The organism is Thiemannella venezuelensis (assembly GCF_014203605.1).
Classification (GTDB): domain Bacteria; phylum Actinomycetota; class Actinomycetes; order Streptosporangiales; family Streptosporangiaceae; genus Planomonospora_A; species Planomonospora_A venezuelensis.
This window is the reverse complement of sequence record NZ_JACHJJ010000003.1, coordinates 258,155-271,502: the sequence shown is the minus strand read 5'-3', so window position 1 is coordinate 271,502 and position 13,348 is coordinate 258,155. Positions and strand designations below refer to the sequence as shown.

Genomic DNA, 13,348 nt, shown 5'->3' with positions numbered 1-13,348 from the left:
CGGAGGTCAGCGGGTGACGATGAAGTCGGCGGCCTTCCTCGGGGCGCGGTCGCGGGGCGGGGCGGCGGGGCGGCCGATGGCGACGGCGCCCATCGGGTCCCAGGAGGCGGGGAGGCCGAGGACCTCGCGGACCGTGTCGCGGCAGAACATGGTGGAGGAGACCCACGCCGAGCCGAGGCCCTCCACCGCGAGCTGGACGAGGAAGTTCTGCACGCCCGCGCCGGTCGCGACCACGAACATCTCCCGCTCGGCGGCGTTGCGGCGCCCGTCGCGGTAGGTGTGCGAGCCCTCCATGACCAGGCAGGGGACCGCCAGGTAGGGGGCGTTGCGCAGCACGTCGCCGCGGCGGACCCGCTTGGCGATCGACTCCTCGGAGAAGCCGTCCCCCCGCAGGTCGGCGATCCACGCCTCGCGCATGGCGTCGAGCAGCTTCTCCCGGACCTCCGCCGACTCCAGCAGCACGAACCGCCACGGCGTGGTGTGGTGCGGGGCGGGTGCGGCGATCGCGGCGTCCACCGCGCGGCGGACCTTGGCCCCGTCGACCGGCTCGGCGGAGAACTCGCGGATGGTGCGGCGGGCGAAGAGCACGTCGCGGGAGCCGTACCGGAACATGTCCTCCCCGGACTGGCGGACCACCTCGCGGATGCCCGGGCCGTCCTCCTCGGTGGTGTACTCGGACATGCCGCGGATCACCGCGACCGGGGTCTGCGCGAGCTTGCCCTTGACGAGGTCTCCGGCGGCGGCGAACTCGTCGGCGACGGCGGTCAGGGTGACCTCCAGCGCGTTCCCGTGGTCGTCGGACATCCCCCGGTAGTCGAGCATGGGAGGCACTCCGGCGACGCCGATGGCCAGGTCGGTCTGGCCGTTGCGCCAGGGGCGGCCGAAGGTGTCGGAGACGACCACGCCCACCGAGACGCCGAGCCGCTCGGCGATGCCCGCGCGCAGGACCCGGGCGGAGGCGTCGGGGTCGGCGGGCAGCAGCACGACGGTGCCCGGCTCGGTGTTGGAGGCGTCGACCCCGGCGGCGGCCATGACGAAGCCGTGGGAGGTCTGCGCGATCACGGTCTCGCCGCGCCGGGCGACGACCCGCTCGGTCTCCTCCTCGATCGCCTCGGCGCGGTCGACGCCCCGGCGGGTCCGGCCCTCGGCCTTGCTCATCACCTTGGAGGTGACCACGAGGATGTCGCCGTCGCACAGGTCGGGCCGGGCGGCGGCGACGAGCGCGGCGAGGTCGTCGCCCTCGCGCACCTCGGGGATGCCGTCGATCGCGAAGACCTCGATGCGGACCTGGGCGGAGTCGTCCCGCCGGGAGCGGCGGATCCTGCTCATCGGGAACCCTCCGAGAGCTCGGCGGCCAGGTCCAGGGCGGCGCGGGCGATGGCGGCGGCGGACTCCGCGTCGTGCATGATCAGCGGCCGGGCCCGGACCAGGACGCCGTCCAGGGCGACCCCGGCGTCCTCCTCGGCGACCAGCCAGCCGTCGACCAGCGGCGAGCCGTACAGCTCCAGGACGGCCTGGGCGGTGGTCTCCACGCCGATCGCGGTCAGGCAGGCGTCGGCCATGCCGCGGACCGGGGCGCCGCCGACGATCGGGGAGACCCCCACGACGGTCTTGCCTTCCAGCGCCTCGCGGATGCCCTTGATCTGCAGGATCGTGCCGATGCTGACCACCGGGTTGGACGGCGGGAGGACCACCGCGTCGGCCTCGGCGATCGCCTGGAGCACGCCGGGGGCCGGGCCGGCCTCGCCGGCGCCGACCAGGACGATCTGCTCGGCCGGGACCGAGGCGCGCAGGCGGACCCACCACTCCTGGAAGTGCACGGCCCGGCGGCCCCGCTCGTCGGTGATCACGACGTGGGTCTCGGTCCGGTCGTCGCTCATCGGGATCAGCCGCACGCCCGGCTGCCAGCGGGCGCACAGCGCCTCGGTGACGGCCGAGAGGGGATACCCGGCGTCGAGCATCTGGGTCCGCACGATGTGGGTGGCGACGTCGCGGTCGCCCAGGCCGAACCACTGCGGCTCCACGCCGTAGGCGGCGAGCTCCTCCTTGACGGCGTGGGTCTCCTGGTCGCGCCCCCAGCCCTGCTCCTCGTTGATGCCGCCGCCGAGGGTGTACATCACCGTGTCGAGGTCGGGGCAGACCCGCAGGCCGAACAGGGTGATGTCGTCACCGGTGTTGCCGATGACGGTGATCTCGGCGTCGGGGGCCGCGGCGCGGAGGCCGCGCAGGAAACGGGCGCCGCCGATTCCGCCGGCGAGGGACACGATGCGCATGGCGAACAGTCTCCCACTCCCCGGCGACGGGCCTGTTCGAAGGGGAGCCGCCGGATCCGGGCGATCTTGGCGTGATCGTTACGGCGGCTGTCTCCGCAGGCAGAGTTGCCTCACGTCCTGCCCTAAGTGTCCATAAATGGTGGTTGATGAGATACTTATGAGATTGATGTGCTTCCTGGGTCCACCGACAGCAAAGTCGGCCATGTGCAAAACTTGGCCCGGGTTTACCCGAGGACCCTATGGGGGTAATTGTGATCAATGTCGAGGTCGGCCGACTCCGAGAACCGGCCGCGTGGCTCATGGTCGCCGCGGCGTCCGGAAGCGTTCTCGTCGGCATCGAGCGGCTGCTCTTCGGCGGGTCCTCGTTCGGTGAGGCGTCGTTCGCCGTCCGTGCGGCCGGATACCTGTCCGACCTCACCTCGCCGGTGGCCGTCGCCCTGCTCGTCGGGGCCGTCCTGCTCGCCGGAAACCTCGGCCCGGCCGTCCGGCGGCTGAAGCCGATGGTCTACGTGGCGGTGGGCACGCTCGGGCTCTCGGTGCTCTTCGGCGTGATCGGCCTGCTGGGCGGGGTGTTCACCGGCGCCACGGACTTCCTGGAGAAGGTGGAGTTCCTCCTCGTCCACCTCCCCCTCCTCGGGCTGACCGCCCTCGCCCTGGTCTACCTGCTGCCGAAGGCCGCCCCGGCCGCGTCCCCGGCGGGCGGGTTCCCGTCCGCCCCGGGGGCCGCGGGCTTCGCGGGCGGCGGAGGGTTCCGCCCCGACGGCGGCCTCGGCGGCAACCCGCAGCAGCCCCAGCCCTCCTACGCGCCGGGTACGGCGCCGCAGGCCCCGTTCCCGGCGCCCCAGGGCCAGCCGCAGGGGCAAGCGCAGGGGCAGGCGCCCTACCCGGCGCCGGGCCAGCCGCAGGGCGCTCCCGTCTTCCACCAGGAGCCCGCGGCCCCGGCCTTCCACCAGGAACCCGCCGCTCAGGCCTTCCACCAGGAGGCCCCGGCCCCGGCCTTCCACCAGGAGGCTCCGGCGGCGCCGTACGGCCAGCCCGCGCTCCCGCCCGCGCCGGCACACGCCGCGGACCCGGCCGAGACGTACGGCCGGCAGCCGGAGAGCGGCTTCGCGCCCCAGGAGAACGCCTACGCGTCCCAGTCCGGCGACGGTTACGCCGCCGCCCCCGCGCCGTACGGGACCGGGTCCGAGGGCCTGCCGTACGACGCCCGGAGCGCCGGCTACGGCCAGGCTCCGGCGCAGCCCGCCGAGCCGCAGGCCTACACCCCGAGCCCGTACGTCGCCGCGGACGTCCAGCCGCCGGCCCCGGCCGCGCCGTACGACCCGCCGGCGAGCGCCTACGACCCGCCGGCCCCGGTCTACTCCGCTCCCGCGGAGCAGCAGGGGTACGGTGAGCCGCAGCAGGCCTACACCCCGTCCTCGACGGAGCCGCAGCTCCCCTCCTACGGAGGGCAGGACCCGCAGTTCTCCTCCTACGGGCGGCGGGAGCCCCAGTTCCCGGCCTACACCCCGTCCTCGACGGAGCCCCAGCTCCCCTCCTACGGAGGGCAGGACCCGCAGTTCTCCTCCTACGCTCCGGCCCAGCCCGAGCAGCAGGTCCCGTTCTACGAGCCGCAGGCGCCCGCCGCGCAGCCGTACACGCCCGCCGACAGCCAGCCCCGGCTGCCCTTCGACGGACAGGCGCAGGCCTCCTTCCCGCAGCCGCCGGAGAACTACGGCCAGCCGCTGACCGGCTACTCCGGCGCGGAGTTCGCCCGGCAGAACGAGGCGGAGCCGCACTACCCGGCGCCCGACCCGGTGGACGCCCGCTCCCAGCAGATCGCCCACGCCTACCAGCAGGCGGAGAGCTACCAGCAGCAGGCCCACGGCGCCGAGCCGCAACTGCGGGTGCCGGAGTACACCGCCTCCCCGTCCGGCGGGTACGACCAGAGCGGGTACGACCAGAGCGGGTACGACGCCCCCTTCGGGCACCCGCAGACGCCGCAGAGCGGCCCCTCCTGGGAGGTACCGCAGGAGACGCCGCAGAGCGCTCCCTCGTGGGACGTGCCGCAGGGGGCGTCCCAGAGCGCTCCCTCCTGGGACGCGCCGAGGGAGGCCCCGCCCGCCGAGACGACGGTCCGCTTCGATCCGGCCGCCTACCAGGGCGACCCGCTCGGCGGCCCGGCCCCGGCGGCCCAGACCTGGGACTCCCAGCCCATCGACCCCACGGCGATCTACACACCGGAGCGTTCGGGTCAGGCAATGACAGGGGAAAACGGGGATAGAGAAAGGGTGGCCCCCGGTCAGGAACAGAACACCTCCTGGTACGGTTCCGACCGAAGAGAGCACTGAACACCCCAGGTGATCGTCAGAATCACCTAGGAGATCGCCGCCAGCGCGGGCAGCAGCCCGTATACCGGGGAGGGCAGGTCTTTCCCCGGATACCGGCATGCCGCTTGACGCCACACCAGCCGCACGCGTGTAATTACAAGCATGTTGTTACGCCTCTCCCCGGGAGGGTAAGGGGGAGGCGTTCATAGGGGGGCTCCATTGCGGGCGGGCGGCAGGGAGGTGTGCAGTGGCCGACCTGGTCATCGCACAGGACGACATCGCTGAAGAGCAGCTTGGCTGGCAGGAGCGCGCACTGTGCGCGCAGACCGACCCGGAGGCGTTCTTCCCGGAAAAGGGAGGATCCACTCGGGAGGCCAAGAAGGTGTGCCGTTCCTGTGAGGTGCGTGCGGAGTGTCTTGAGTACGCACTCGAGCATGACGAGAGGTTCGGCATATGGGGGGGCCTGTCCGAGCGGGAACGCCGCCGGATCAAGCGCCAGGCCGTCTGAGGACGGCATGCCGGAAGTGTGAAGGACATCTCAGGCGCCCTGCGGGGCGCTCGGTGATATCTCGGATGAGGTCACGCGGCCGTCGGCCGCGTGGCCTTTTTTCGTGAGGGGGTTTCGTCCAGGGGACATAGCCGGATATAAGGTGCCGTATCGTAGTCGCCCTGATCGCCGCCCTCTGAACTCCGGGACGTATGTCCATCACCGACCCCGACCCCCGCCGCCCCCGCCACACCGTCACCGCGATCGTGGTCTCCCACGACGGAGCCCGCTGGCTGGGGGAGACGCTCGGCGCGCTGCTCCGGCAGACCCGTCCGGTGGACCGGATCGTCGGGGCGGACAACGGCAGCCGCGACGGCAGCGCCACGATGCTGAAGGACGCGCTCGGCCCCAACGCCGTGCTCACCCTGCCCCGCTCCACCGGCTTCGGCGAGGCGGTCGCCGAGGTGCTGGCGCGGCTGGAGCCCGTCGGGGGGCGCGAGTGGATCTGGCTGCTCCACGACGACTGCGCGCCGGACGCGCAGGCGCTGGAGACCCTGCTCCGGGCCGCCGACGCCGATCCCAAGGCCGGAGTGCTCGGCCCCAAGCTCCGCGACTGGCTGGACCGCCGGCTCCTGCTGGAGGTCGGCGTCACCGTCGACCGGACGGGCCGAAGGGACACCGGGCTGGAGCCCCGCGAGTTCGACCAGGGGCAGTACGACGGCGTCCGGGACGTGCTCTCCGTCTCCACCGCCGGGATGCTGATCCGCCGCGATGTCTGGGACGAGGTGGGCGGGCTCGACCCCTTCCTGCCGATCTTCCGCGACGACCTCGACCTGTGCTGGCGGGTCCGGGCGGCCGGGCACCGGGTGCAGAACGTCACCCGGGCGGTCGCCTGGCACGCCGAGGCCGCCTCGCGGCGGCGCCGCCGCATCACCGTCAGCGGCGACCACCCCCGCCGGCTGGACCGCCGCAACGCCATCTTCGTGGTCCTGGCGAACCTGCCCTTCCGTCCGCTGCTGTGGGCGCTGCTGCGCAACGTCACCGGGTCGTCCTTCCGCACGTTCCTGTTCCTGCTGGCCAAGCAGCCCGCCAACGCGCTGGACGAGATCGTCGCGCTCGGCTCGATCCTCGCCCACCCGATCCGGCTGATCAGGGCCCGCAGGGCCCGGGCGAAGGGGCGCAGGCAGCACTACGCCGCGATCGAACGGCTGCTCACCCCGCCGGGTGCGGGGTACCGGCGGCTCGCCGACCGGATCCAGGGCTACCTGGCCGGATCCGGGTTCGTGGAGTCCGCGGGCCGGCACCACGCGGGGGGATCGTCGGCGGAGGACGACGGGGACGAACTGCTCACCGACGACCACGGGATGATGCGGCGCGTCCTCGGCAACCCGGGCGTCCTGCTCTTCCTGGCCCTCACGCTGATCGCGCTGGTCGCCGAGCGCGGCCTGGTCGGCGGGACCCGGCTGGGCGGCGGCGCCCTCGTCCCCGTGACCGGCGGCTCGGCGGACCTGTGGACCCTCTACACCGAGGGCTACCACCAGGGCGGCCTGGGCAGCGACGGCTGGGCCCCGCCGTACGTGGCGGCGCTGGCCGCGCTCTCCTCGGTGCTGCTCGGCAAGACCTGGCTGGCGGTCTCCGTGCTGCTGCTCGGCTGCGTGCCGCTGGCCGGGCTCTCGGCCTACGCGGCGACCCGGTCGATGATCCCCGGCCGGTGGACCCGCGTCTGGCTGGCCTCCTCCTACGCGCTGCTCCCGGTCGCCACCGGGGCGGTCGCGGCCGGGCGGCTCGGCACCGCGGTGGTCTTCGTCCTGCTGCCCGTCTACGCGGCCCTGGCCACCGCCGTGCTCACCGCCGAACACCGCCGGGCCCGCCGCGCGGCCTGGGCCCTCGGCCTCGCCCTGGCGGCCGGTACGGCCTTCGCCCCGCTGGTGTACCCGCTCACCCTGCTCCTCGGGGCTCTGGCGGCGCTGGCCTTCCCCCGCCGGGGCGTCGCCGCCTCGGTGGCGATCGCGTTCGGCGTGCCGGTGGCGCTGCTGCTGCCCTGGCTGGCCGAGGTGGCCGCCGACCCCGGCCGGCTGCTGCTGGAAGCCGGGCTCCACCGGCCCGAACTGGTCGACCCCGCGCTGCCCGCCCGGTCCCTGCTGCTGCTGAGCCCCGGAGGCCCGGGCATGCCGCCGCTCTGGGTGACCGGCGGCCTCATCGCCGCGTGCCTGGCCGCCCTGCTCATGCGCCGCAACCGGATGGTCATCGCGATCGGCTGGGGCGTGGCGCTCTTCGGGGTGCTGGTGGCCATCCTGGTCAGCCGGACCCCGGTCGCCTCGATCAACGGCGACACCGAGGCGCCGGCCTGGCCGGGCGTGCCGCTGGCCTTCGCCGCCACCGGGATGCTGGTGGTGGCCGCGCTCACCGCCGACCGGATCGTGGAGTTCCGCGCCGCCGGAGGTCTGCGCCGGATCGCCGCGCTGCTGGTCGCGGTGGTCGCCTTCTCCACCCCGCTGCTCGCCGCGGGCATGTGGATCACCACGGGCGTGACCGGGCCGATCAGCGGGAACGTGCGCGACGTGGTGCCCGCGCTGGCCGCGGACGCCGCAGGCGACGGCCGGCGGATCCTGCTCCTGCGCTCGGAGGACCACGGCGGCCTGACGTTCACCGTGCTGAGCGGCCGCACCCCGGTGATCGGCGAGGCCGACATCCCCTCCCCGGCCGGGCCGCGCGACCTGGTCGGCGTCGCCGCCGCGGGGCTGGCCTCCGGCCGCGGCGGCGACGACGCCCGGGTGCTGGCCGCGCACGGCGTGCGGTTCGTGGTGGTGACCAGCCCGGTGCGCCCGGAGGTCAGCCGCGCGCTGGACTCCCAGCCCGCGCTGGCCAGGATGAGCCTGTCCCGGGGACTCGGCGTCTGGCGGCTGACCCAGCCGGTGGCGACGCCCCCGGCCCCGCCGGGAGACCCCTGGCGCTCCCGCTGGCTCTGGGTCCAGGGGCTGCTCGTGCTGCTGGTCGCGGTCCTGGCCGCGCCCGGTTCGCGCGCCGCCGACCGGGAGGCCGTCCCGCAGGAGCCGTCCGAGACCGCGAGGGAGCTGGCGACCCGGTGAAGTCACTGATCGAGAACCGGTTCGGCCTGCTCGTCCTGGTGCTGGTCGCCCTGGCCGCCCTGTACGGTGTGGCCTCCGCGACCCGGCCCGCCCCGGCCGCCGGGCAGGTCCCCGGCCCGAGGAAGGTCCCGGTCGCCTCCGTGACGACCGTCTGCCCGGCTCCCGACGGGGCCCAGGTGGGCGTCGTCACCCCGCCGGGCGGCGAGGCCACCGGTACGGGCGCCACGACGGTCGCCGCCGGGGAGAAGGTCCTGGGCACCGTGGACGCGCCGGGGAAGCCCTGGTACGAGGAGGCGCCGGACAAGACCGGCCCGGTCACGGTGAGCGCCACCGGGAGCGGCGCGGCGGGCCTGGAGTCGGCGCAGACGCGCAGGGAGACGTCCGGCGGGCAGCGCGGCCTGGCCGGGATCAGGTGCGCGGAGCCGGCCGCGAGCACCTGGCTGGTCGGCCCTGGTCCGGCCGCGGCCGACGTCACCCTGCACCTGGCCAACGCCGACCTGGCCCCGGCCATCGTGGAGGTGCTGGTCTACTCCGGCGAAGGGCTGGTGACCGGCGGCACCGGGGACACCCTCACCCTCGAACCCGGCCGGAGCCGTACGGTGAACCTCAAGGACCTGGCCCCGTCCCCGCTGGTCGTGGCGGTCGAGGTGCGGACCGTCTCCGGCCGGGTCACCGCCGCGGCCCGCGCGGTCATGAACGGCGGGCGAGGCGTCGACTGGCTGCCGGTCGCCGCGCCGCCGGCCACCCGCGTCGTGGTCCCGGGCGTCCCCGGAGGGGGCGGCAGGCGCGAGCTGCTGGTCGCCTCTCCCGCCGAGGTCGACACCCTGGTCGAGGTCCGGGCGCTGACCCCGGACGGGACCTACGCCCTCAAGGGCCGCGAACTGGTCGACGTGCCCGCCGGGTCCGTCGCGGCGGTCGACCTGTCCACCGGCATCGCCGGCCAGCCCGCCGCGCTCGTGCTCACCTCCGAGACGCCGATCGTGGCCGGGCTGGTCGTCACCGGGACGGGGAAGAGGCCCGACGTGGCCTTCACCGCCGGGGCCGCCCCGATCGACCTGGGCAGCGTCGTCGCCGACAACCGCACCGGCGGGAAGAAGAGCTCCCGGCTGCTGCTGGCCGCGCCGGAGACCGCGGGGAAGGTGAGCGTCCAGGTGCTGCCGCGCTCGGGCGAGGCACCCGAGCCGTTCGAGCTGAGCATCGCCGCCGCCCGGGTCAAGGAGGTCAAGCTGCCCGGGACGGACGGCGCCTTCGCGGTGGTGGTGCAGCCGCTGCCGGGCTCGGGACCGGTGTACGGCGGGCGGGTGATGGACGAGAAGCTCAAGGACGGGCTCGCGCTCACTGTCCAGCCGCTGGCCGCCGCCCGCATGTGGGCGCTGGTCCCGCCGGTCACCGAGTCGGCCTCGGTCATCCTGCCGTGAGCGGCTCCCCGGGGCGGGGGCCGGGTCAGCCGCGCTCGCCGTAACCCGGGTCCACGGACTCGGGGGAGAGCCCGAGGAGACCGGCGACCTGCTCCACCACGGTGTCGTGCACCATCGCGCCGAGCTGGTCGCGGTCGTGGGCCCGCGCCTCCAGCGGGCGCCGGTAGACGACGACGGACGCGGGGCGGTCGTCCGCGGCGGGCTCGGCCCGGCCGAACGGGATCGGCTCGCCGGTGAGCAGCTCGGGGCCGTCGCCCAGGTCGTCGGCGGGCGGCACCTCCTCCACCGCGAACTCCACGGCCGCCAGCTGCCGGCCCCAGCGGGGCCTGAGCCGGTCCACGGCGTCCAGGACGAGGTCGTCGAAGCGCTCGCTGCGGGACTTGGCGATCGGCACGTGGGAGGGGGCCAGCGGGCCGCGCATGCCGCGGCCGTGGCGGTCGCGTCTGCGAGGGGAGCGGGGTCTTCCGGGTGCCGGGCTCACGGGCCAAGCTTAGACGGGCGCCGCCGGGGCAGGGAGTGCCGTCGGGCGGAAGCCCCGCCGGGCGCTCGGGAGGGGCGCGGGCCGTACGGGCGGGCGGGAGCCGCGATGTGTGTCCGGATTGTGGCGACACGCTCGTTAAGAGCGCTCAGATAGTGGCGCCCCGGACGCTTACCGGATACGGTCACCACCGTGAGCCCCGTCCGCCGCTGTTCCCGCACCGCGTGCAGTCAGCCTGCCGTTTTCACGCTCACGTACGTCTACGCCGATTCGACCGCTGTTCTCGGGCCCTTGGCTACGTACGCCGAGCCGCACTGCTACGACCTGTGCGCCGAGCACGCCGAGCGCCTGACGGCACCGCGCGGCTGGGAGGTGGTCCGCCTCCCCACCGACGGCGCCTCGCCGAGCACGGACGACCTGGAGGCCCTCGCCAACGCGGTGCGCGAGGCCGCCCGGCCCGCCCCGGCGGGCACCGAGCCGGTCGGCCAGGCGGTCGAGGTCGGACGGCGGGGACACCTGCGAGTGCTCCGCTCGGCGCAGCCCCAGCGCGACCGCTGAACCCCTAGGCTTGGGTCCAGCAGAGACGACACAGGGGGCGGAGCTGGAGTGGGCGACCTCGCCAAGATCTTCAAGGCGTACGATGTGCGCGGCGTCGTGCCGGACGAGTTCGACGAGGACGCCGCCGAGGCCGTCGGCGCGGCCTTCGCGGAGGTGACCGGGGCGGACCGGCTCGTGGTCGCCCACGACATGCGCTCCTCGTCCGGGCCGCTGGCCGCGGCCTTCGCCCGGGGGGCGACCTCGCGGGGCGCCGGCGTGGTCGACGCCGGGCTGGGCTCCACCGACCTGCTCTACTACGCGAGCGGCAGTCTCGGGTTGCCCGGGGTGATGTTCACCGCCAGCCACAACCCGGCGCGCTACAACGGCATGAAGATGTGCCGCGCGGGCGCCGTGCCCATCGGCGGGGAGACCGGGCTCACCGAGATCCGCGACCGGGCCGCCGAGATCCTGAAGGCCGGGGGCGCCGCGGCCGGTGCGACCGGCGGGGGCCCGGCGGAGAAGGGCACCGTCACCGCGCAGGACATGCTGGCCGGCTACGCCCGGCACCTGCGGACGCTGGTGGACCTGTCCGGCATCCGCCCGCTGAAGGTGGTCGTCGACGCGGGCAACGGGATGGCCGGGCACACGGTCCCCGAGGTGTTCGGCCCGGGGGCGGACGGGACGGGGCTCCCCATCGAGCTGGTCCCGCTCTACTTCGAGCTGGACGGCACCTTCCCCAACCACGAGGCCAACCCCATCGAGCCGGAGAACCTGCGCGACCTGCAGAAGGCCGTGATCGAGACCGGCGCCGACCTCGGGCTCGCCTTCGACGGCGACGCCGACCGCTGCTGGGTGGTCGACGAGCGGGGCGAGTCGGTCTCCCCGTCCACGATCACCGCCCTGGTCGCCGCCCGCGAGCTGGTCAAGCACCCCGGTTCCGTGATCATCCACAACCTGATCACCTCGCGCGGCGTCCCGGAGATCGTCGCCGAGCGCGGCGGCACGCCGGTCCGGACCCGGGTGGGCCACTCCTTCATCAAGGCGGAGATGGCCAGGACCGGCGCGGTCTTCGGCGGCGAGCACTCCGCCCACTACTACTTCAGGGACTTCTGGTTCGCCGACTCCGGCATGCTGGCCGCGCTGCACGTGCTGGCCGCCCTGGGCGAGCAGGACCGGCCGCTCTCGGAGGTCCTGGCCGACTACGCCCGCTACACCGCCTCCGGTGAGATCAACAGCACCGTCGCCGACCAGGCCGCCGCGACGGCCCGCGTCCGCGAGGTCTTCGCGCGGCGCGACGGCGTCACCTTCGACGAGCTGGACGGCCTGACCGTGTCCGGCCCCGGATGGTGGTTCAATCTCCGTCCGTCCAACACCGAGCCGCTGCTCCGGCTGAACGCCGAGGCGGCCGACGAGATTCAGATGGCAGCGATCAGGGACGAAGTCCTGGCTGTCGTGAGGAGCTGACCGAGTGAAGATCGACGACTGGCTGCTGGAGATCCTGGCCTGTCCGAGCTGCAAGTCCCCGCTGCGCGCCGAGCCGGAGGCGGACGAGCTGTCCTGCACCTCCGCCGCGTGCGGGCTGGTCTACCCCGTCCGCGACGACATCCCGGTCCTGCTGGTGGACGAGGCGCGCAAGCCGTGAGCTGGGACGCCGACCGGCTCGACGACCTCAAACTGCTGGAGGACGCCGACTCGGGGGGCATGCTGCGCGCGGTGGCGTCTTCTGCGGCCCAGGTGCGCACCTCCTACCGGGCGGCCCACGAGGCGGGCGTGCCGTCGCTGGCCGCCGACGGCCGTCCGCGGGCCATCGTGGTCGCCGGAATGGGCGGCTCGGGCATCGCCGGCGACGTGCTCGAGGCGGTGTGCGGCAACGGTGCCCCGCTGCCGATCGTGACCGTGCGCTCCTACCGGCTGCCGGGCTGGGTCGGGGCCGCCGACCTGGTCGTCGCGGTCTCCTGCTCGGGGACCACCGAGGAGACGCTCGCGGTGGCCACCGAGGCGGTGCGCCGGGGATGCCCCCTGCTCGCCGTGGGCGCCGCCGGCTCCCCGCTGGAGGACATCGCCCGCCAGGCGGGCGCCCGGTTCGTGCCCGCCGGCACGGGCGGACAGCCGCGCGCCGGGGTCTGGGCGCTCTCGGTGCCGCTGATCGTCGCCGCGTCCGCGCTGGGTCTGGTCCGGGCGGACGAGGAGGTGTTCGAGGCGGCGGCCGGGCGGCTGGAGGAGATCGCGCACCGCTGCCGCCCCGCGAGCGATACGTTCATCAACCCGGGCAAGTCGCTGGCCATGGAGCTGGCCGGGACGGTGCCGATGATCTGGGCCTCCTCCAGGATCGCCGGGGTCGCGGCCTACCGGTGGGCCTGCCAGCTCAACGAGAACGCCAAGTACCCGGCGATGTGGGGCGAGCTTCCGGAGGTCAGCCACAACCAGGTGGTCGTCTTCGACGGCCCGCTGGCCGAGCGGGACATCTTCGCCGACCCCGGGGACGGCGCGACGGGGCGGTCGCTCCGGCTGTTCGTGCTGCGCGACGTGGACGAGCACCCGCAGGTGGCCCGCCGCCGTGAGGTGTCCGTGCGGATGGCCCAGGACCGGGGCGTGCCGGTCACCGAGGTCGGGGCGGAGGGCCTGCATCCGCTGGAGCGGCTGGCCACGCTGATCGGGCTCGGCGACTACGCGAGCACCTACCTCGCCCTGGGATACGGCATCGATCCGACCCCGGTGTCGGCGATCGGTGAGCTCAAGGCGAGAATCTCCCAATAG

The 13,348-nt window shown here is 74.4% G+C and carries 11 protein-coding genes; 8 read left to right on the top strand and 3 right to left on the bottom strand.

What is annotated here, in order from left to right; translation table 11 throughout:
* Positions 1–6 precede the first annotated feature (6 nt).
* Positions 7–1,329, bottom strand: coding sequence for a coenzyme F420-0:L-glutamate ligase (locus FHS22_RS06865; RefSeq protein WP_184939404.1), 1,323 nt, complete (start codon positions 1,327–1,329; stop codon positions 7–9).
* Positions 1,326–2,273: a 2-phospho-L-lactate transferase gene (cofD, locus tag FHS22_RS06860; RefSeq protein ID WP_184939402.1), complete on the bottom strand. Its 948-nt coding sequence runs from the start codon at positions 2,271–2,273 to the stop codon at positions 1,326–1,328. The genes FHS22_RS06865 and cofD overlap by 4 nt, the downstream gene beginning before the upstream one ends.
* Positions 2,274–2,524: 251 nt before the next feature.
* Between cofD and FHS22_RS06855 the strand changes: the two genes are divergently transcribed.
* From FHS22_RS06855 to FHS22_RS06840, 4 genes are all read left to right on the top strand, one after another.
* Positions 2,525–4,603: a hypothetical protein gene (locus tag FHS22_RS06855; protein ID WP_184939401.1), complete on the top strand. Its 2,079-nt coding sequence runs from the start codon at positions 2,525–2,527 to the stop codon at positions 4,601–4,603.
* A gap of 226 nt (positions 4,604–4,829) precedes the next feature.
* Positions 4,830–5,090 carry a WhiB family transcriptional regulator gene (locus FHS22_RS06850; RefSeq protein WP_184939399.1) on the top strand — a complete coding sequence of 87 codons (261 nt, stop codon included), beginning with the start codon at positions 4,830–4,832 and terminating at the stop codon, positions 5,088–5,090.
* 191 nt (positions 5,091–5,281) lie between these two features.
* Complete coding sequence (locus FHS22_RS06845) at positions 5,282–8,158, top strand: glycosyltransferase family 2 protein (protein ID WP_184939397.1); 2,877 nt, start codon at positions 5,282–5,284, stop codon at positions 8,156–8,158.
* Positions 8,155–9,576, top strand: a complete 1,422-nt coding sequence (locus FHS22_RS06840) for a DUF5719 family protein (protein WP_184939395.1) — start codon at positions 8,155–8,157, stop codon at positions 9,574–9,576. The genes FHS22_RS06845 and FHS22_RS06840 overlap by 4 nt, the downstream gene beginning before the upstream one ends.
* A 25-nt stretch (positions 9,577–9,601) precedes the next feature.
* Here the strand turns inward: FHS22_RS06840 and FHS22_RS06835 are convergent, their stop codons facing one another.
* Positions 9,602–9,997, bottom strand: a complete 396-nt coding sequence (locus FHS22_RS06835; protein WP_184939644.1) for a metallopeptidase family protein — start codon at positions 9,995–9,997, stop codon at positions 9,602–9,604.
* Positions 9,998–10,246: 249 nt separating this feature from the next.
* On the opposite strand from FHS22_RS06835, the gene FHS22_RS06830 reads away from it, so the two are divergent.
* The 4 genes from FHS22_RS06830 to FHS22_RS06815 are packed head-to-tail and all read left to right on the top strand — an operon-like array spanning position 10,247 to position 13,348.
* Entirely contained in the window at positions 10,247–10,612 is a 366-nt protein-coding gene (locus FHS22_RS06830) for a DUF3499 domain-containing protein (RefSeq protein ID WP_184939393.1), read from the top strand.
* A 48-nt stretch (positions 10,613–10,660) separates the two neighbouring features.
* Complete coding sequence (locus FHS22_RS06825) at positions 10,661–12,055, top strand: phosphomannomutase/phosphoglucomutase (RefSeq protein WP_184939391.1); 1,395 nt, start codon at positions 10,661–10,663, stop codon at positions 12,053–12,055.
* Between the two features lie 4 nt (positions 12,056–12,059).
* On the top strand, positions 12,060–12,233 hold the full coding sequence (locus tag FHS22_RS06820; RefSeq protein WP_184939389.1) for a Trm112 family protein: 174 nt from the start codon (positions 12,060–12,062) through the stop codon (positions 12,231–12,233).
* On the top strand, positions 12,230–13,348 hold the full coding sequence (locus tag FHS22_RS06815; protein WP_184939388.1) for a bifunctional phosphoglucose/phosphomannose isomerase: 1,119 nt from the start codon (positions 12,230–12,232) through the stop codon (positions 13,346–13,348). Before FHS22_RS06820 ends, FHS22_RS06815 begins: the two co-directional genes overlap by 4 nt.

Coding starts and splice junctions, on each gene's coding strand:
- FHS22_RS06865 (WP_184939404.1), bottom strand. CDS start 1,329: ATGAGCAGGATCCGCCGCTCCCGGCGGGACGACTCCGCCCAGGTCCGC.
- cofD (WP_184939402.1), bottom strand. CDS start 2,273: ATGCGCATCGTGTCCCTCGCCGGCGGAATCGGCGGCGCCCGTTTCCTG.
- FHS22_RS06845 (WP_184939397.1), top strand. CDS start 5,282: ATGTCCATCACCGACCCCGACCCCCGCCGCCCCCGCCACACCGTCACC.
- FHS22_RS06835 (WP_184939644.1), bottom strand. CDS start 9,997: ATGCGCGGCCCGCTGGCCCCCTCCCACGTGCCGATCGCCAAGTCCCGC.